This window comes from Algoriphagus zhangzhouensis (assembly GCF_900148515.1).
Lineage (GTDB): Bacteria > Bacteroidota > Bacteroidia > Cytophagales > Cyclobacteriaceae > Algoriphagus > Algoriphagus zhangzhouensis.
The window spans coordinates 751,889-772,469 of the sequence record NZ_FRXN01000002.1 but is presented as its reverse complement, the minus strand read 5'-3'; the positions used below and the strand labels follow the sequence as shown (position 1 = coordinate 772,469).

The 20,581-nt window shown below is 37.6% G+C and carries 17 protein-coding genes and 1 pseudogene; 15 read left to right on the top strand and 3 right to left on the bottom strand.

The features are described 5' to 3' along the window. Nucleotides 1-19 precede the first annotated feature (19 nt). The 3 genes from BUF13_RS09225 to BUF13_RS09215 are packed head-to-tail and all read right to left on the bottom strand — an operon-like array spanning nucleotide 20 to nucleotide 2,027. Nucleotides 20-778, bottom strand: a complete 759-nt coding sequence (locus tag BUF13_RS09225) for an SDR family NAD(P)-dependent oxidoreductase (RefSeq protein ID WP_073571478.1) — start codon at nucleotides 776-778, stop codon at nucleotides 20-22. Continuing rightward, nucleotides 775-1,323, bottom strand: a complete 549-nt coding sequence (locus BUF13_RS09220; protein WP_170865141.1) for a YfiT family bacillithiol transferase — start codon at nucleotides 1,321-1,323, stop codon at nucleotides 775-777. Before BUF13_RS09220 ends, BUF13_RS09225 begins: the two co-directional genes overlap by 4 nt. A gap of 5 nt (nucleotides 1,324-1,328) precedes the next feature. Beyond that, a complete protein-coding gene (locus BUF13_RS09215) occupies nucleotides 1,329-2,027 on the bottom strand; it encodes a ComF family protein (RefSeq protein WP_073571477.1) in 699 nt (232 codons plus the stop codon). A gap of 79 nt (nucleotides 2,028-2,106) precedes the next feature. Here BUF13_RS09215 and BUF13_RS09210 point away from each other — a divergent pair, with 79 nt between their 5' ends. The 15 genes and pseudogenes from BUF13_RS09210 to BUF13_RS09140 all read left to right on the top strand — a co-directional run bounded on the left by BUF13_RS09210 (nucleotide 2,107) and on the right by BUF13_RS09140 (nucleotide 20,484). Next, complete coding sequence (locus tag BUF13_RS09210) at nucleotides 2,107-2,448, top strand: carboxymuconolactone decarboxylase family protein (protein WP_073571476.1); 342 nt, start codon at nucleotides 2,107-2,109, stop codon at nucleotides 2,446-2,448. Between the two features lie 6 nt (nucleotides 2,449-2,454). After that, on the top strand, nucleotides 2,455-2,817 hold the full coding sequence (locus BUF13_RS09205; protein WP_073571475.1) for a hypothetical protein: 363 nt from the start codon (nucleotides 2,455-2,457) through the stop codon (nucleotides 2,815-2,817). Nucleotides 2,818-2,820: 3 nt separating this feature from the next. Beyond that, nucleotides 2,821-3,585: an exodeoxyribonuclease III gene (locus tag BUF13_RS09200; RefSeq protein WP_073571474.1), complete on the top strand. Its 765-nt coding sequence runs from the start codon at nucleotides 2,821-2,823 to the stop codon at nucleotides 3,583-3,585. A 35-nt stretch (nucleotides 3,586-3,620) separates the two neighbouring features. Beyond that, nucleotides 3,621-4,022, top strand: coding sequence for an ATP-binding protein (locus tag BUF13_RS09195; protein WP_073571473.1), 402 nt, complete (start codon nucleotides 3,621-3,623; stop codon nucleotides 4,020-4,022). A gap of 1 nt (nucleotide 4,023) precedes the next feature. Beyond that, nucleotides 4,024-4,449, top strand: coding sequence for an rRNA maturation RNase YbeY (gene ybeY / locus BUF13_RS09190; RefSeq protein ID WP_073571472.1), 426 nt, complete (start codon nucleotides 4,024-4,026; stop codon nucleotides 4,447-4,449). Nucleotides 4,450-4,528: 79 nt separating this feature from the next. Beyond that, a complete protein-coding gene (mnmG, locus tag BUF13_RS09185) occupies nucleotides 4,529-6,394 on the top strand; it encodes a tRNA uridine-5-carboxymethylaminomethyl(34) synthesis enzyme MnmG (protein WP_073571471.1) in 1,866 nt (621 codons plus the stop codon). Further along, nucleotides 6,384-7,289, top strand: coding sequence for a class I SAM-dependent methyltransferase (locus tag BUF13_RS09180; RefSeq protein ID WP_244547795.1), 906 nt, complete (start codon nucleotides 6,384-6,386; stop codon nucleotides 7,287-7,289). The genes mnmG and BUF13_RS09180 overlap by 11 nt, the downstream gene beginning before the upstream one ends. Continuing rightward, the gene (locus BUF13_RS09175; protein ID WP_083586413.1) at nucleotides 7,286-8,974 is read left to right on the top strand and encodes an Ig-like domain-containing domain; all 1,689 of its coding nucleotides are present in this window, start codon (nucleotides 7,286-7,288) and stop codon (nucleotides 8,972-8,974) included. Before BUF13_RS09180 ends, BUF13_RS09175 begins: the two co-directional genes overlap by 4 nt. A gap of 445 nt (nucleotides 8,975-9,419) precedes the next feature. Then, nucleotides 9,420-11,168 (top strand): AMP-dependent synthetase/ligase, encoded by a 1,749-nt coding sequence (locus tag BUF13_RS09170; RefSeq protein WP_073571470.1) that lies wholly within the window; start codon nucleotides 9,420-9,422, stop codon nucleotides 11,166-11,168. Nucleotides 11,169-11,422: 254 nt separating this feature from the next. Then, a complete protein-coding gene (locus BUF13_RS09165; protein ID WP_073571469.1) occupies nucleotides 11,423-11,884 on the top strand; it encodes a MarR family winged helix-turn-helix transcriptional regulator in 462 nt (153 codons plus the stop codon). A gap of 41 nt (nucleotides 11,885-11,925) precedes the next feature. Next, nucleotides 11,926-14,331 (top strand): 3-hydroxyacyl-CoA dehydrogenase/enoyl-CoA hydratase family protein, encoded by a 2,406-nt coding sequence (locus tag BUF13_RS09160; protein WP_073571468.1) that lies wholly within the window; start codon nucleotides 11,926-11,928, stop codon nucleotides 14,329-14,331. 64 nt (nucleotides 14,332-14,395) lie between these two features. Further along, nucleotides 14,396-14,742, top strand: a pseudogene (locus tag BUF13_RS09155) (four helix bundle protein). A gap of 64 nt (nucleotides 14,743-14,806) precedes the next feature. Then, the gene (locus BUF13_RS09150; RefSeq protein ID WP_073571467.1) at nucleotides 14,807-15,982 is read left to right on the top strand and encodes a thiolase family protein; all 1,176 of its coding nucleotides are present in this window, start codon (nucleotides 14,807-14,809) and stop codon (nucleotides 15,980-15,982) included. Nucleotides 15,983-16,072: 90 nt separating this feature from the next. Next, nucleotides 16,073-17,869, top strand: a complete 1,797-nt coding sequence (locus BUF13_RS09145; protein WP_073571466.1) for an acyl-CoA dehydrogenase family protein — start codon at nucleotides 16,073-16,075, stop codon at nucleotides 17,867-17,869. A gap of 179 nt (nucleotides 17,870-18,048) precedes the next feature. Then, entirely contained in the window at nucleotides 18,049-20,484 is a 2,436-nt protein-coding gene (locus tag BUF13_RS09140) for a hypothetical protein (protein ID WP_073571465.1), read from the top strand. Nucleotides 20,485-20,581 lie beyond the last annotated feature (97 nt).

Sequence of the window (20,581 nt, the reverse complement as noted above, 5' to 3'; positions counted from 1 at the left end):
CTTCAAAGCTCTTGAGGTTTTATCGAACGTAGGAGCCCGCATTAATATCGATGGATGTGCCGGTCGCATGATCTGCCAAACCTGAGCAAAGCAATGTGACCATAGGTGCGATATCCTCCGGGCGGGTCAATTCATTAAGCGCAATATCATTCAAGGCAAACTCTTCTCCGTATTCAGAAAGAATTTCTTCAGCCATATCCGTTCTAGTAAAGCCTGGGGCTATCAAAAAGGCTTTAATTCCTTGTTTTCCATAATGCCTTGCTATGGATCTGGTCAAACTTACCAAAGCACCTTTGGAGGCTCCATAAGCCAAATAATCTGTTGTATCACCTCTAAATGCTGCTCTAGAAGAGATATTGACTATTCTTCCTTCTTTTTGCGGCTTTGCCTGGTCTACAAATTCTTTGCACAAAATCCCAACGGCTGTCGAATTCACAGCCATTGTCTTTTCCCAAATAGCCAACCAATCATCAGTTGCCAAAGTATCAGGAGCCGATATAGCAATCCCCGCATTATTTACTAATCCAGATAAATGGCCATATTTTTCAACCAAAAAAGGAATAAATCCTGAAACCTGAGCTGAATCGGACAGATCACATTTTTCTATAAAAGCTGGATTTTTCAGCTCTTGAAGCAGTTTTTCAGCTTCTTTTTGATTGGAATTGAAATGAATGATCACTTCAGCTCCTGAATCAGATAATTGTTTGGCAATAGCTCTCCCAATTCCTCGAGATGCACCAGTTACCAGAATTCGTTGATTTTTTAAAGAAATATTCATGGCGTCGGAGTCGTCCAATTTTCACGAATCATCAATTGCTGAATATGGGAAAGATGATGCTGAGAATGCCAAGCATACATGTGTGCTACTTCAAGCAAGGTCTGTGCTTTTTGGCTTTCGGGATGAAAGTATGTTCTCTGAAAATCTGCTTCAGTCATATGTTCCAGGATTGCCACCCACTTTGCATGTATCAATCGGATCAAAGCGAGAGATAATTCAATTTCGAATGAATAATCTGAAAGTTTGGCCCAAGCTGCCTCATCATAAGGCTTGATTGTCGGATTATCCTCTGTCAAAGCCAATTTGAAACGAATCAGAGCATTCATATGACTATCACCAACATGATGAATCACTTGTCTTACAGTCCATCCTCCGGGTCTATAGGGAGTATCCAATTGCGGTTCAGACAAGTACTTGACTGTTTCCATCAAGTGTTCAGGCAATGATTTTATGGTCTCTATTGCCTTTTGAAGGCTATGTTCATCAGAATTTGGATCAAATTGGAATTTTCCAATGGGATATTTTAGGAATTCAATGTCAGTCATTTTTCTTAGATTTTTCCGCCTGCAGCGATACATGCTAAATCTACATTTTTTGCATGACTAGCCAAAAGCACATTGGCACAAGAACTTAAGGTTGCTCCGGTAGTCATCACATCATCCACGAGCAAAATATTCTTTCCTTTAATACTTTCAGGATTCTCGACAACAAAAACATTCTCTACATTTTCCAATCGTTGCAATCTGGATTTCTTGGTTTGTGTTTCTGTAGAAACTACCCTTTTTAAAGATTGTACAACTGGAATATTTAAAACCTCACTTAGGCCTCTTGCAAATTCATCACTTTGATTATAGCCTCTTCTTACCCGTTTCATTTCGTGAAGTGGAACAGCCACAATTACATTCCAATTGAAGAAGAAATCACTATTTATCAATAATTTACCATACAAATTACCCAAATACCTTCCGATTTCTGGCTTGTTTCTATACTTCAGCTTGTGCAGTATTTCTTGACTTTTACCTGATTTAGAAAAGTTTAAAAAAGCCATTACCTGACCAACCTTTGTCAAACCTTCAATTTTGGACTTTAAATCATTGTCCCAGGATCTCAAATGATAATTAGTAATGGGTAATTTTCCCTGACAAAGAGTGCAAAGACAGGTTTCTGCATCGATCAAATTACGACCGCAAAGCTCACAGTTCCGTGGAAAAATGAGATCTAAAAAATCTTTGACAAAAAGTAAACGCATAGACGCTTTGCTCTGTTATTCAAACTGCTGACTTATATGCTGTATATTTGCAGTTAATTCATCCTTAACTATTAATTTAATGAATTTGATAGAGGAATTCAATGATTACAGAGCCCGCATGAATGATAAAATCATGGCGGAGGATAATAAGGTAATCAAGAGGTTTTTCAATTTGGACACCAATGCCTATGCTGAAGGTGCTTTGGATATTAAATCCAAAGAAATGATTGGGCTTTCATGCTCCATGGTATTGAGATGTGATGATTGTATCAAATACCATTTGGGCAAATGCTATGAGGTTGGCCTCACCAAAAAAGAAATATTCGAAGTATTTTCCATTGCAACTCTTATTGGAGGATCCATTGTGATTCCACATCTTAGAAGAGCTGTAGAATATTGGGAAGAACTTGAAAACCAATAATATAAAGTGTTTAAAAGAGATCTTGATTTAGAAAAAAAGTGGTCCAAATTATTAACTGGACTGGAAGAAAGCATTGGGAAAAAACCCAAAGACTTAAATGGCGTACTCTTTCTTATCGGAGTACAAGAGTTGGGTCAGGGAACCAAGGTTTTTTCAAAAGAACAGAAGCAAGATCTGATGCATATTGCAGTCTGCAAAGTATTGAGTTATGCAGGCTACTATGAATTGGATTTTGTGGATCAGGAAGGATGGCCACATTGGAAACTAATGAAAGAATTACCCCATTTTGATCTTTTAGATCAGGAAAAGCTCCTAAAGATTCAAATTCTTGAATATTTTGAGAAGGAATACCAAATAGAGATTAAATAAAGCATGAAGATTATATCTTATAATGTCAATGGAATCAGGGCAGCCATGAAAAAAGGTTTTGTAGAATGGCTAAAGCAAGAAAACCCATATATCATTGGTATTCAGGAACTTAAAGCAGATATTTCCCAAATAGACCCCAGTGTTTTTACAGACTTGGGCTATGAATTATATTGGTTTTCAGCTGTCAAAAAAGGGTATTCTGGAGTTGCTATTTTCACCAAAATCAAACCTAAATCTGTCAAAATAGGAATGGATTTAGGGAAGTACGATGATGAGGGGAGATTGATCCAGGCCGAGTTTGATAACTTCTCATTCCTATCAGCCTATTTCCCTTCTGGAACCACAGGAGATATCAGACAGGATTTCAAATATGAATTCCTAGATGATATTTATGGTTACATGCAAGACTTAAGAAAGGATCATCCCAATTTGATCTTGAGTGGTGATTATAATATCTGTCACAAAGCCATAGATATTCATAATCCAGTTTCAAATAAGAATTCATCTGGTTTCTTACCTGATGAGAGAGCTTGGATGGACAAGTTCACCGAATCAGGTTTTATAGACACTTTCAGACATTTCAATAAAGAGCCTCACAATTATTCCTGGTGGAGTTATAGAGCTGGAGCGAGAGCAAAGAATTTGGGTTGGCGAATTGATTACCATATGGCAACAGAACCTTTGCAAAACAAATTAAAAAGTGCCGTAATTTTGCCAAACGTAGTCCATTCGGATCATTGTCCAATTGTATTGGAAATTGAAGATTAAATACAAAAAAATATTACCCATAGCATATAAAAAGAATGAATTCAATAAAAATTTCAATACCATCTCTAATTGAGAACATAAAAATCATAGAGAGTTTTATTGATAATGCCCGAGAAAAATTCGAGATCAATGACGATATCTATGGGAATATTATGATTTCTGTGACCGAATGTATCAGCAATGCTATCATTCATGGCAATCAAAGCAACAAGCAGAAATTGGTTCATTTGGAATTGAAAGCTGAAGAGGATCAACTTCAATTTATCATAGAAGATGAAGGAGAAGGTTTTGAAATAGAATCTTTACCTGACCCCACAGCTCCTGAAAACATTGAAAAACCAGGTGGAAGAGGAATCTATTTGATCAAAAACCTTACAGACGAAGTCAAATTCGAAGAAGGTGGAAAAAGAACAGTTTTATCCTTTTACATGGATTAAGATGGCAATTCACTTCTTTACCGAAGAAACACCCTTTCAACTAAAGCAAAAACTCAATCGCAAAAAGTGGTTGAAGGAAATAGCAAAAGGAGAAAACTATTCAATCAACGATTTGAATTACATTTTCTGCACTGATGAATATCTCTATCAAATCAATGTAGAATATTTAAATCACGATACCTATACTGATATTATCACCTTTGACAATTCTGAAATAGAAAACGAAATAGAAGCTGATATTTTCATTAGTGTAGACAGAGTAAAAGAAAATGCTTCCAAATTGAATGTACCTATAGAAGATGAATTAAGCCGAGTAATTAGTCATGGCCTCTTTCATTTAATGGGATACAAAGACAAGAAAAAAGCTGAAGCAGAATTAATGAGAAGCAAAGAGGAATTTGCTATCAACTTATATAAGAAATATTAAACGTTTCACGTGGAACACCTAACAATCACAATTTCGTGAAAAGAGAGATGTTTCACGTGGAACAGTAAAACATAAGATCATGTTTCCAAAATATGATGTCATAGTTGTAGGTGCAGGACATGCAGGCTGTGAAGCTGCCCATGCCGCAGCAAAGATGGGTTCAAGTGTATTATTATGTACAATGAACATGAATACTATCGCCCAAATGTCATGTAATCCAGCAATGGGTGGTGTGGCAAAAGGTCAGATAGTAAGAGAAATTGATGCGCTAGGAGGAATGTCTGGAATAATCTCTGATAAATCCATGATACAATTCCGTATGCTCAATCGATCAAAAGGACCTGCAATGTGGTCTCCAAGATCTCAGAATGATAGAATGAGATTCGCTGAAGAATGGAGATTGGCACTTGAAGCGACACCAAATGTAGATTTCTGGCAAGAAATGGTCACCGGAATCACTGTAAAGGATAGTAGAGTTACTGGAGTTAGAACCGGAATAGGTATTGAAATAGAAGCAAATTCTGTTGTCCTTACCAATGGAACATTCCTAAACGGTATCATCCACATAGGCGAGAAACAGTTTGGAGGAGGAAGAACAGGAGAGTCAGCCGCTAAAGGAATTACTGAACAATTGGTATCCCTAGGCTTTGAATCAGGCAGAATGAAAACTGGAACACCACCAAGAGTAGACGGAAGAAGTTTGGACTATTCCAAAATGGAAATCCAATATGGTGATGAAAATCCGGAAAAATTCAGCTATTCTGACTCAACAGCACCTCTGAAAGAGCAAAGAAGCTGCTGGATTACTTATACCAATAAAGAAGTTCATGAAACGCTGGAAACTGGTTTTGATAGATCTCCAATGTTTAATGGCAGAATTCAAGGTCTAGGACCAAGATATTGTCCATCAATTGAAGATAAAATCAATCGCTTTGCTGAACGAGAAAGACATCAAATCTTTGTAGAACCGGAAGGTTGGGATACAGTGGAGATCTATGTAAATGGATTTTCAACTTCCCTTCCAGAAGATGTTCAATTCAAAGCTATGCGAAAAATAGCAGGTTTTGAGAATGCAAAGATGTTCAGGCCTGGATATGCTATTGAGTATGATTTCTTCCCACCAACACAGTTGAAATTGACATTAGAAACTCAATTAGTAGAGAATCTATATTTCGCCGGACAGATCAATGGTACAACAGGATATGAGGAAGCAGCTTCTCAAGGATTGGTAGCAGGTATCAATGCATCTTTAAAAACCCAAGAAAAAGATCCTTTGATCCTAAAAAGATCTGATGCCTATATTGGAGTATTGATTGATGATTTGATCAACAAAGGTACAGAAGAACCCTATCGAATGTTTACCTCAAGAGCTGAGTTTAGATTGCTCTTAAGACAGGATAATGCTGATTTGAGATTGACTGATATTGGTTATCAAATTGGATTGGCAAGTGAGGAGAGATTGGAAAAAATGCATTCCAAAAGGGATGAAACAGCCAAATTGATCAATGATTTGAAACAAAAGAAGGTTGTTCCAGACGAAGTAAATGAAGCTTTGAATGCAATCAATACTGCAGAAATTAAAGAAAAAATAAGTGTTGAAAAATTATTGAAAAGACCTCAAGTAGGAATTAATGATTTGAAAACTTTGGATAAGGATTTAGAAATTTATCTCAATAAGTATTCAAAAGAAATAATGGAGCAAGCTGAGATCCAAATCAAATACGATAGCTACATAGAGAAAGAACAACAAATGGTTGAAAAGCTTTCAAACATGGAAAACTATCGAATTCCAATCAAATTTGATTATCTAGCTATACCAGCACTATCCGCAGAAGGAAAGCAGAAACTGAATAAAATTAGACCCGAAACACTAGGTCAAGCATCAAGAATAAGCGGTGTATCACCAGCTGACCTATCTATACTTACAGTATACCTTGGAAAATAAAAAGATAGAAAGACTTACTAAATGCCCACTTTGCAAGAGTGGGCTTTTTCTTAATCATACGGAGATAACAGATTTTGCCGTAAGTAAGGAATCATTTATTCTATGTAAGTGTACCAAGTGCCAATTGGTATTTACCAATCCACGTCCAACAGAAACCGCCATCCAACCTTATTACGATTTTCCAGAATACTACTCTCATAATAATGAAGGGAAATCATTGACATCTGTAATCTATGGACAGGTTAGGAATCTTGCCATTAGTAAGAAATACAAACTGGTAGAATCTCTAAATACTGAGAAATCAATTTTGGATATTGGATGCGGAACGGGAGATTTCCTGAAATATGTCCAAGACAAAGGTTGGACTGTAAAAGGCCTAGAACCTAACAAGAAAGCAAGAACTCAAGCTTCAGAAAAACTAGGTGTAAAAGTCCTTAAAAGCCTGGAGAAATTAGATGAAAAGCAGAAATTTGGAGTTATTACTCTTTTCCATGTATTAGAACATATACATGAGCTTAAAAAAGGTCTAAAATCAATTATAACATCTTTATTATCAAATGGTTATATCATAATAGCCGTACCAAATCATGAGAGTAAGGATGCAGAAAAGTATGGCAAATATTGGGCTGGTTGGGATGTTCCAAGACACCTCTACCATTTCAATGATTCTTCTATAGAGTACCTAGCTGAAAAGTATGATCTAGAGATAATTGATAAGAAACCGATGGTCTTCGACAGTTATTATGTTTCACTACTTTCAGAAAAGTATCAAAATCCAGAAGCATCCGTTATTTCTAATTATTCGAAATCCGTGATAGCGGGATTCAAGTCAAACAGAGCCGCATCTAAAAGTGGCAATTATTCAAGTAACCTTTACATCTTAAGAAAGAAGTGAAATCTTTTCAGTCCATATTCTTCCTATCTCTTCTATTAAGCCTAACAAATTGTGCAAAGCAAAGTGCTCCACAAGGAGGTCCAAGGGATGAAGATCCACCTCAACTTTTGGAAGCTGATCCAGTAGATCAAAGTCTCAATACGAAACCTGAAGAGATCAATCTGATTTTTGATGAATATATAAAACTGGACAATCCTAGCAAGAATATCATCATCACACCTAGATTGAATAAAGATGAGATTGTTACAACTGCTTTAAAGAATACACTCAACATTAAATTGAATCAGGATCTTGAAGAAAACACAACCTATGTTTTCAACTTCCAGAAATCTGTTCAAGATTTTTCCGAGGGAAATCCAGCAGAAAATCTAAAGCTGGTTTTCTCAACAGGTCCAACCATAGATAGTTTGGAAGTAACTGGTTCTATCAATTATTACTTTCCAGAAAGAAGAACTGAATATAAAAATGTAATCGTTGGTCTCTATCCAGAAAATGACACTACAGACTTATTTACTGCTTCGCCTTATTACATATCACAAGTAGATACTGCAGGAAATTATAAGATCACAAACATCAAAAATGGGAGATATAGAGCTTACGCTTGGAATGATGAAAACAACAGTTTAAAAGCTGAATACAAATCAGAACAGAATGATTTCATCTTAGATACATTAGATATCAATGAAAACATTGCTGGCTTAAATTTCAATTTATCATTATCTGATTTAACTCCTTTAAGGCTATTAAGATCATCCTATTCAAATGGAAGCTATGATTTCATACTCAATAAAAATCCAATTGAAATCAGCCTGGAGAATGAAGAATTGGGTCAATCTATCTTCTATACCAAAGAAGATAAACGAATCAAATTATTCTCAGATAAAGTAAGAGAGGACAGTCTTTCCTACCAAATCAATTTAATAGATTCTGTTGGTAACAAAGTAGACACGCTTATATGGGCAAAATTTCCAGAGAACAACAGAAAACCAGATGAGCTAACTACATCAACCAATGCTGGAAAGAATTTCATAGACACTCTCAGAGCCACATTTACTTTTAGCAGACCCATTGTAGAGATCAATACGGATTCATTATTCATTCCAATTGATTCTACTACAAGAATCGCTATTAAAGAGGAAATGTTCTATTTCAAGGATTCTTTAATGAGGAATATTCTTGAATTTAAAATTCCTTTAACAGACAGCACCAAAATAGAATCATTTGTCATTACAGCTGCAGATTCGACTTTTAAGGATATCCAAGGTCAATACAACGAAAAAGCGATCACGGCCAATTATAAAAAGATACGACCTGAAACCTTAGCGGATTTAATCCAGGGAACAATAATAGATGCTTCTGGACCATTTATAGTACAGCTTTTAGATTCCAAAGGAAACCTTTATAGAGAGCTATTCATAGATGAAGGAAATACCTACCAATTTGATAAAGTAGAAGCTGGATCCTATCAAATAAGGGTTATAGAAGATAAAAATGGGAACCACCGATGGGACCCTAGCAATTTCTTTGAAAACAGACAAGCTGAGAAAGTCTACTATTACCAAGATACAGAAACCAAAAGTAAAAGCATTGTAATAAGAGGGGGATGGACTAATGAAGGCATAGATATTTACCCATCAAAATCGACCGGAGTAGAGGTTAAAAAACCTGTGGAAAACCCTCAATAAACCTGTTGATAAAGCAACGGAAACTAGTGGCTAATTCACATTTATACACAGAAGGTATCAAAATCAAAACAAAGGACTTTCACTTCGGGGATAAACCATCAATTTTCAACAATCCAAAATCAAGATTTCCACAGGAGATTTAACCACGAAGGATAAAAGCTCTATAATCCACAAAAAAGTATCAAATTACATAAGTAATTATTATTCAAATTCATACAAGTGGATAAGCTGGGGATAAGTAGTAGATAAGGCATGTATAAACAAAAGATCTACGTTGAGAAAAATAAAAATCCTACTTACCCACATTTCCACAGCCTTAATAACCTTAATAAGAAACTTTTTAAAAATTAATCTAATAGGGTTATATGCGAGTGGATACTGTGGATAAGACTGTTTAGGCAAGAAGATTTTGGTTATATTAGATGGAAGCCCACCGAAACCCAAAATGAACTTAACACGACTCTTTGATTTGATTCCTTATCAAATCGCCACTTTCGATAAAGAAATTTCGCTCGCAAAAAAAGAAAATGGAGAATGGATTACTTATTCATCTAAAAAGGTCAAAGAGATTGTAGACAATTTGAGTTTGGGTCTGATCTCTTTAGGAATTTCTCCTGGAAAGAAAGTTGCGATAATTTCTGAAAATAGACCAGAATGGAATTTTGTTGATTTAGCAGTTCAACAGATTGGAGCTATATCAGTTCCGATGTACCCAACGATTTCAAGCGATGATTATGCCTATATTTTTGATCATGCTGAGGTTGAGATGATTTTTGTAGGAGATCAAACGATCTACGAAAAAGCTGTCGAGGTAGTTGGCGAAAGGAAAATATATTCCTTTAATGAACTTAATGATCTTGAGCATTGGACTTCAGTAAGTACTCTAGGAGAATCAGGAGATATTTCGGTTTTGGAATCTTTAAAGGATAATGTCAAAGAAGAGGATCTTTTTACAATCATTTACACATCTGGAACAACAGGGAGACCTAAGGGCGTCATGCTTTCGCATAGAAATGTTCTTTCCAATGTAAAGGCTGTATCCAAGTATTTTGTTCCAGAAGAAGGAGTTTCAAAAGCATTGAGTTTTCTTCCCCTTTGTCATATTTATGAAAGGACCGGAGCATTTTGTTTCATGCAAAAAGGCTTTTCGATCTATTATGCTGAAAGTCTAGAAAAGATTGGAGATAATATCCGCGAAGTTCAACCTCAAATGTTCAATTGCGTACCGCGTCTTCTTGAAAAGATATATGATAAGATAGTGGCTAAAGGATATGAGCTAAAAGGTATTAAAAAACAGCTCTTCTTTTGGGCTTTGAATCTTGGGATGAAATACGAACCAAATCAAGAAATGGGTGCTTGGTATGATTTTCAGCTTAAACTTGCCAACAAGTTGATTTTTTCAAAATGGAGAGAAGCTTTGGGTGGAAATATCGAGCAGATTACTTCTGGAGCTTCTGCTCTTCAACCTAGATTGGCTAGAATATTTTGGGCAGCACAGATTAAGATCTGCGAAGGTTATGGACTTACAGAAACATCACCAGTGATCACAGCTTCAGTTCCTACACATAAAGAAATAAGAATTGGATGGGTAGGAAGATTGATGGATGATGTAATTGTTAAAATCGCTGAGGATGGAGAAATCTTGGTAAAAGGTCCCAATGTAATGATGGGCTATTATAAACAGCCTGAACTTACTGCAGAGGTGTTACAGGATGGTTGGTTTCACACTGGCGACATAGGTGAGCTTGACGGAGATTACCTAAGAATTACTGATCGAAAAAAAGAAATGTTCAAGACATCTGGGGGAAAATACATTGCTCCTCAAGTCATGGAGAATAAATTTAAAGAATTTGTCCTGATTGAACAGATCATGGTAATTGGTGAAGGTAAAAATTATCCTTCAGCACTGATTGTTCCAAATTTTGAAGCTCTCCGGGAATATTGCGTACGAAAGGGAATCCCTTATACTACCGATGAGGAAATGATTCTAAGGGATGATATAATTGAGAAATTCCAATCAGAAATCGATCAACTGAATAAATACTTTGGAAAGTGGGAGCAAATCAAGCGATTTAAACTTTTATCAAGCGCCTGGGGAATTGATACTGGTGAATTGACTCCAACCATGAAATTAAAAAGGAAGATAATCCATCAAAAATATGCTCAAGAAATTGAGGGTATTTATGAGAACTAAGACTAGTTTGATTCATATCAAAAAGTAATCATTTCTTCATATTCCAATTATTCAGAATTAAATTCCGAAAAATGGCACTTATTTAAATAAAATTTTACTTAGGTTCCTGATTGTAATATTTTTTGGAAGTTAATTTCATATTCTTCGTTTTTTCCAAGGAAAATTTGTGATGCATGCATCACTTTTAACTTTAATTAGTATGCATGCATACATAATTTTTTTAAATTAGGTGAGCTCAATTGAAGGGTTTACCTATGAAGAGAGAAGAAACTGTCGATTACCATATTAAAAGTGCCTGGCATGCCATATCTAGGATGTACAATCAGCAAGCAGCTGAAGAGGGTTTTACCACAGCCATCGGATTTGTATTGATCAACATCAACTCCAAGGAAGGAACGCCAGCCACGAAAATTGCCCCCATGATTGGTTTGGAGACTCGTAGCTTGACTCGAATGCTCAAAACCATGGAGGAAAAGGGACTTATTTACAAAAAGCCAGATCTGGTGGACAAGAGATCCGTTAGGATATTCTTAACCGATGAAGGAAAAAAGAAAAAAGAAATCTCCGTAAGAACGATCATGGATTTCAATGAGCAAGTCAGAGAGGTAATTCCTGCATCTGATTTGGAAACATTTTTCTCAGTATTTGAAAAATTGCAAATGGTCATTGACCAGGTTAGTGGCAATGATGTGAATAAACCCATTTATGAACTTTAAACCTGATTGAATAAATCAGAGACTACCAAAAACCCAAAAAAATGAACAAAACCATTAAAAAAGTAGCCGTCCTAGGCTCAGGAGTAATGGGATCCAGAATTGCCTGCCATTTTGCCAATATTGGTGTGCAGGTGCTTTTACTGGACATTGTGCCTTTTGAACTTTCTGAGGATGAACAGAAAAAAGGGCTGACGAAAGAAAGTCCTCTTGTGAGAAATAGAATTGTAAATAGTTCTCTTCAAAGTACATTAAAATCTAAGCCTTCTCCCATCTATGAGATCGGATTGGCTTCCAGAATAACTACCGGAAACTTTGACGATGATCTACCTAAAATCAAAGATTATGATTGGATCATTGAGGTAGTCGTAGAGAGACTGGACATCAAGCAGCAACTGTATGAAAAGGTTGAAAAGTATAGAAAACGGGGTACCCTAATCACATCCAATACTTCTGGGATTCCGATGCACATGATGTGTGAAGGAAGAAGCGAAGATTTTCAGGAAAACTTTGCCGGAACCCACTTTTTCAATCCACCGAGATATTTGAGACTCTTGGAAATTATCCCCGGACCAAAAACAAAACCTGAAATCATCGATTTCTTGATGAAATATGGGGATCTGTATTTAGGTAAAGAAACGGTTCTCTGTAAAGATACACCTGCATTCATTGCCAATAGAATTGGGGTTTATGCTATTATTTCAGCGATGCATACCATTGAAAAAATGGGAATGGGCGTTTCTGAAGTGGATAAACTGACAGGAACTGTGATTGGTCGTGCGAAGTCAGCGACTTTCCGAACCATGGATGTGGTTGGATTGGATACTACGGTAAACGTGGCAAACAACCTTTACAAAGCTCTACCACATGATGAATCCAGAGATGTTTTCAAGCTTCCAAAAATTGTAGAGGTACTTTACAACAATAAATGGTTTGGAGATAAAACTGGACAGGGTTATTTCAAAATGATCCGTCATAAAGATGGGAGAAAAGAACTGAAAGAGATTGACTTTGAAACATTCGAATATAAGAATGTAGAAAAGCCAAAATTTAAAGCCTTAGAGGCTTCTAAAGAGATTGAGGATTTGAAGAAAAGAATCAAGTTCCTGGTCAATTTTGACGATAAGGCAGGTGAGTTTTACAAGACCACTTTTTATGATCTCTTCAGATACTGCTCATTCAGAATTCCTGAAATTTCAGATGAATTATACAGAATCGATCAAGCTGTGTGTGCTGGCTTTGGATGGGAATATGGTCCATTCGAAAATTGGGACATTTTGGGCTTGAGAGAAACAATCATGGAAATGAATTCCATGGGAATGAAGCCAGCTGATTGGGTTCAGGAAATGCTCGACAATGGAAATGATACTTTCTATAAAGTAGAGGGAGGAAAAAGGCTTTACTATGATATCCCTTCCAAATCCTACAAAGAAATTCCGGGAATCGAAGAATTTATCATTCTGGATACCCTAAACGCTGCTGGCAAGAAAATTTGGGGAAATCCTGGAGCCTCAGTTTATGATTTAGGAGATGATGTGATCGGATTGGAATTCCATTCCAAAATGAACACGATGGGTCAGGAAGTTGTCGAAGGAATCAATACAGCCATTACGATGGCGGAGAAATCCTACAAAGGATTGGTCATTGGAAACGAAGGAGGAAACTTCTCAGCAGGTGCCAATTTGGCCATGCTCTTTATGTTTGCCGGAGATCAGGATTTTGATGAAATCAATCTAATGATTGCTCAATTCCAAAATACCATGATGAGAGCAAGGTATTCTTCCATCCCGGTAGTCGTTGCACCGCACAATATGGCATTGGGAGGTGGTTGTGAGCTTTCCCTTCATGCCGATCATATTCAAGCACATGCTGAACTTTATATGGGTTTGGTGGAAGTTGGAGTTGGCTTGATTCCGGCCGGTGGCGGTACCAAAGAAATGACCAGAAGATTTGCCAATTCTGTTGTTTCCGGTGATGTGGAGTTAAATCGACTTCAGGAGTCATTCCTAAACATAGCAATGGCGAAGGTTTCGACATCTGCTATGGAGGCCAAAGGATTGGGCTATCTCCAAGCAAAGGATGGAATCACAATGAACAAAAAGCGACAGATTTCCGAAGCAAAAGAGAAAGTCCTAGAATTGGCGAATGAAGGCTATACTCAACCGATTCAGCAAACCAATATTCAGGTTTTAGGTAAGCAGTCTTTGGCATTGTTTGATGCGGGAATTACAGGAATGAGTTATGGTGCATATATCTCTGAGCATGATGCAAAAATTGCCAGAAAATTGGCTTGGGTGATGTCTGGTGGTGACCTGTCCTCACCGACAATGGTTTCAGAACAGTACTTATTGGACTTGGAAAGAGAAGCTTTCTTGAGCCTTACCGGTGAAAAGAAAACTTTGGAACGAATTCACAGCATTTTGTTCAAAGGAAAACCACTTAGAAACTAGCATCAAGAACCAAGAAGCTAGAGTCAAGAAATTAGAACCAAGACTAATCCTAAAATTAAGAGTTATGCATAATTTCAAAAATTTAAAGGTTTGGCAAAAGTCAGTAGACCTAGCCGTAAAAATTTATCAGGCAACTACTGAATTTCCATCTTCTGAAAAGTTTGGTATCACTTCTCAGATGAGAAGGGCTGGAGTTTCAATTCTATTGCTGAGGGTACAGCAAAATCTTCATCCAAATCCTTTTCAAATTCTCTTGAGATTAGTCTAGGAGAAAGTTTTGAATTGGAAACTCAATTGATAATTGCTGAAAGAGTAAATCTAATTTCTACTGAAAAGGCAAATTTGATTGAGTCTGATATCGCTGAGATTCAAAAGATGATAATAGGTCTGAAATCTACCTTGAATGTCTAAAATCTTGACTCTTGGTTCTCGATTCTTATAAACATATTCCCAAATAACGAATAACTAACATAACATGGACGCATATATAATAAATGGATATAGATCGGCTGTAGGAAAAGCCAAAAAAGGAGGGTTTCGATTTTATCGACCTGATGATTTGGCAACTGATGTGATTACACACCTGATTGCAAATACGCCTGGTTTGGAAGCAAGTATGGTGGACGATTTGATCGTTGGAAATGCCGTACCAGAAGCAGAACAGGGTATGCAGATGGGTAGAATGATTTCCCTCATGGCTTTAGGAATAGATAATCCAGGTTTCATTATCAACCGGTATTGCGGATCTGGCTTGGAAGCTATCGCTTTGGCAGTAGGAAAAATCAAAGCTGGAATGGCTGATTGTATTATTGCCGGAGGTACCGAATCTATGTCTTTGGTTCCGATGATGGGATACAAGACCGTGCTTAACTACAAAATTGCAACGGAACATCCTTCCTATTATCTAAGTATGGGATTGACTGCAGAGGAGCTTGCCAAAGATTATGATATCACTAGAGAGCAATCCGATGCATTTTCTGTAAGGTCTCACGAAAGGGCTTTGGCTGCGATTGCCGAGGGGAAATTCAAAGATGAAATAGTCCCTGTAGAAGTTGAAGAAACCTATGTAGATGAAAAGGGAAAAAAGAAGACCCGAAAATTTTTGGTTGATACAGATGAAGGACCTCGAGCAGGCACATCGATGGAAGTGTTGGCAGGATTGAGACCGGCATTTAAAAATGGAGGTCAGGTTACTGCTGGAAATTCTTCCCAAACTTCAGATGGAGCTTCTTTCGTGGTGGTGATGTCTGAGCGATTGATGAAGTCACTCAATTTGGACCCAGTTGCTCGCATGATGGCTTATTCAGTAGCTGGTGTAGACCCTCGAATCATGGGTATTGGACCAAAAGAAGCAGTTCCAAAAGCATTGAAACAAGCAGGGCTTAATCTAAGTGATATCGGTCTGATCGAATTGAATGAAGCATTTGCAGCACAGGCTTTGGCAGTCATCAAGTCTTTGGACATGGATGAGGAAATCGTCAATGTCAATGGTGGAGCAGTAGCATTGGGTCACCCGCTTGGTTGTACGGGAGCCAAGCTTTCTGTTCAGCTTTTCAATGAAATGAGAAGAAGAAATGAAAAGTATGGAATGGTAACCGCCTGTGTAGGAGGTGGTCAGGGAGTAGCTGGAGTTTTCGAATTATTGAAATAATTATTCAGAATTCAGAATTCATCATTCGAAATTCAATATTGAATTGAAACCTAAAAGTCTATTGTCTATAATCTAAAGTCTTTTAAAACCATGTCAACAATAACATCCAAAACTATAAAAGGAGGAGAATTCCTTATCAGGGAAACAGATGCTCAAGAGATCTTTATTCCTGAACAATTTACCGAAGAACAGAAAATGATGGCTCAGGCCTGTCAGGATTTTATCGATACAGAGATCACTCCCAATATCGAAGAAATCGACAGCATGAAAAATCCTGATTTGGTCCCTTCCATTTTCAAAAAAGCTGGAGAATTAGGTCTTTTGGGGATTTCCGTTCCTGAAGAATACGGAGGAATGGGAATGAGCTTTAACACTTCCATGTTGATTGCCGATATTATTGGTGCTGCAGGCTCTTTCTCGACCACTTATGGTGCACATACTGGAATCGGAACCTTGCCAATTCTTTATTACGGTACTGAAGATCAAAAGCAAAAATATCTTCCAAAATTAGCCACTGGAGAATGGGCAGCTTGCTATTGCCTGACTGAACCAGATGCGGGATCGGATGCCAATAGTGGCAAAACCAAAGCGACTTTGACTGAAGATGGGAAGCACTATCTGATCAATGGACAGAAGATGTGGATTTCCAACGCAGGCTTTGCAGATCTGTTTATTGTCTTCGCAAAAATTGAAGATGATAAGAACCTGACAGCTTTTATTGTTGAAAAGACCTTTGGTGGGATCACTATGAATGAAGAAGAAAAGAAGATGGGGATCAAAGGATCTTCAACTCGTCAAGTCTTCTTCAATGATTGTAAAGTGCCAGTTGAAAATATGCTTTCTGAACGCGGCAACGGATTCAAAATCGCGGTTAACATCTTAAATATTGGCCGTGTAAAACTAGGAGCTGGAGTTTTGGGAGGAGTAAGAACAGTAACATCTCACGCGATTAAATATTCTTCTGAGCGAAAGCAATTTGGAGTTGCCATTAATACTTTTGGAGCTATCAAGCATAAACTGGCGGAAATGGCAATCCAATCTTATGTGGCTGAATCTCTATGCTATCGAGCTGGTCAGGATATTGAAGATAAAATGAACAGTCTAGCTGCAGAGGGTATGTCTGATGCAGAAGCAAAATTGAAGGCCTTGGAGCAATTTGCCATTGAGGCAGCCCTGGCAAAAGTTCATTGCTCAGAAGTTTTGGATTATGTGGTAGATGAAGGGGTTCAAGTCTATGGAGGTATGGGCTATTCTGCTGAAGCTCCAATGGAGAGAGCTTATCGGGATGCCAGAATTTCCAGAATTTATGAAGGTACCAATGAAATCAACCGCATGCTGATGGTTGGAATGGTTTTGAAAAGAGCTATGAAAGGGGAGATCAATCTTTTCGAACCAGCTATGGCAGTATCCAATGAATTGACAGCTGTTCCTTCTTTTGAGACGATCGATACTTCAGAGCTTTTTGCAGCTGAGAAGGAAGTATTGAAAAAAGTGAAAAAAGTATTCTTGATGGTGGGTGGTAAAGCTGCCATGGCTCTACAGGATAGAATCGAAGACGAGCAAGAAATCATGATGAATTTGGCTGATATCATGATCGAGATTTATGCGGCCGAATCCGCGATTTTGAGATCTGAAAAACTGGTTAGTTTGAAAGGTGAGGAGGCGACCAAGCATCAGATTTCTATGGCACAGGTTTATTTGTTTGAAGCAGTTGAAAAAATCAACTCTGCAGCCAAAGAGGCTATTGCGTCCTTTACCAAAGGGGATGAACAAAAGGTGATGCTGATGGGATTGAAGAGATTTACCAAAATGGATCTGATCAATACCAAAGCACTAAGAAGAGAGATCGCTGATTATATGATAGCTCAAGGCAAGTATCCGTTCTAATTTAAGAGTAAACCAAATAAATAGATAGAGTTAAAACCCCCAGGATTCGTTTCCTGAGGGTTTTTTTGATTTCCCACTTTGACAATTGGACCATTTTCTGAATTTTCTGTTCTATCCCAAAATTTCGGTAGATTAGAGAACCTGTTAATTTTTAGATATTTATCATCAACCTACTGAAAATGATCAAGAAGAAATTCAAACAAGCTTGGGCTTGGGTTCAAGCTAAATTGAAATTAATTACACCCGGACAGACAGCCATCAAAGGAGCAGGTGTAGGGTTATTGATCGGAAGTATTGGTTTGATGCTGATTTATGCTCTTTTGTCAGCTTTCAATATTCGAGATCCTTGGATATTCGTTTTAGGCCTTTTGATGATTGCGGCTGCCACGCTTTTGGCATTCATTAATTCATGGTTGATCAAAAAACTAAATCAAATTCCTAAATGGTATAGAATAGCGTTGTTGATGGCATTTCCCCTTTTCCTGATCAACTACTTTGGGAATATCAAATTGATCGGGTGGAGCATTTTGCTTTGTTCTTTTTTGGGAGCCACTTGGTTCACTTTTTCGAAAACAGGTTTCAGGCCATTGACCACACCCAAAAAAGTGGTTTTCATCCTAGGTGCAATTTTGGGAATTGCAGGATTGGGCTTGAGTATTTATTACTATTCTTTGAAAGGAATAGAAATGGAAAAAATCGAAAATGCTGCACTCTATTCCAATGTCGAGATTCCTCAAATTCCTGGTGATTCACCTGCCAAAGAAGGAACTTATGAAGTCTTAACAATGACTTATGGTAGTGGAAAGGATAAGCATAGACCGGAATTTGGAGAAGATGTAACCTTCAAAACGGATTCAGTAAATGGGGTAGCCTTTTTGGATAATTGGGATGGCATAGGTGGTTGGTGGAGAGAAAAATATTGGGGCTTTGATTCCAAATCTCTTCCGATCAATGGCAGAGTTTGGTTTCCGGAAGGAGATGGCCCTTTTCCTTTAGTCTTGGTAGTTCATGGAAATCACTCCATGCAAGATTTTTCGGATCCAGGCTATGATTATTTAGGAGAATTGTTGGCTTCTCGGGGAATGATTTTGGTGTCTGTGGATGAAAATTTCATCAATGGATCTTGGTCTGACTTATTTGGAGGCTTGGAAAAAGAAAATGACGCTCGTGGCTGGTTGTTATTGGAGCATCTGAAGGTTTGGGAGAAGTGGAATGGAGCGGATGAACATCTTTTTGCTGGGAAAGTTGATATGAATCGTATTTCCTTGATGGGACACTCCCGAGGTGGTGAAGCAGTCGCTCATGCAGCCATGCTCAATGAATTGGATTATTATCCTGATGATGCTTCTATTCCTTTGGGTTATCATTTCAACATTCGATCCATCGTATCCATCGCACCGGTGGATGGTCAGTATCAACCCGGGAATACCCGTACAAAATTGAAGGATATCGATTACTTCGTTTTTCATGGATCTCAGGATGCAGATGTGACTTCTTTTATGGGATCAATGCAATTTGAGCGGGTGACATTTGAGGACAGTGCCTATCATTTCAAAACCGGCCTGTATATCCAAGGAGCCAATCATGGTCAATTCAATACTTCTTGGGGAGATAATGATACTGGAAATCCATTGAAGGGTTTACTCAATTTGGAGCAGCAAATGGATGCCGAAAGCCAGCAGGAAATAGCCAAAGTCTATATTTCTGCTTTTCTGGATATTACGCTGAATGACAAAAAGGAGTATTTGCCACTATTTTTGGATGCAAGAGCTGGGAAGCAATGGTTGCCGGAGACGATTTATCTGAACCAATTTGAAGATTCTAATACTAGATATATAACAGATTTCAATGGAGATTTTGATGTAACCACTACCGGTTTTGGTGGGAAAATTTCTGGAGAAAATCTAAAAGTTTGGAGAGAGGGTGAAATCGATCTCAAGCATAATAAAAAAGGGACTCGTGCAGTTTTCTTGGGCTGGAATTACGAAATCGCTGATTCTTTGAAAGAAGAAAAAGTGAATGAAGCAGTAGCTGATTCTTTGATCGCTTCCTATTCCATTTTTCCGAATTTGGAAAAGTTTCAATTGGATTCTACCTCTGTTTTTGTCTTTGAAATGGCAGAATCCAAAGAAAGCTCCAATCCTAAAACTGGTGGAAAGTGGATTTCCAACAATAATGAAAATGAGAATGAGTCCGAAGACGATGAAGAGCTTGAGGTTTCGGAAAAATCCAATGAAAATGATGAGGAAGTAGAGGAAGAAATGGAGGAAGAGGAGAATGATAAAAAAGAGCCTGAAAAACCTTTGGATCTAAGGATTCAAATGATTGATTCTGCAGGAAATCAGGTTTCTTTTTTATTGAGTGAGTTTTCAGCTTTGCAGCGTCAAATTGTTACCAATACCATGAAAATGGACTTTTTGGATGGAGATGGAAGTTCAGAAATCGTTTTTCAAAAGTACGTTTTCGAGCTGGATAAGATGAAATCCAAAAACCCGGAATTTAACCCTTACCATATCTCAGAAATAATGTATGTTTTTGACCAGATTGATAAAGGAGTGATTGTTTTGGATAAAGTGGGCTTTAGCAAAAAGATAGAGTTGGTGAAAATGGAATAAGATTCGATGTACGAAATACGAAAAGAGAACGCCAGGCAGGAATTAAGGTCTATTGTTTTAATTTAATTTCGGAGGCCGAATGATGAATAGGAATGGT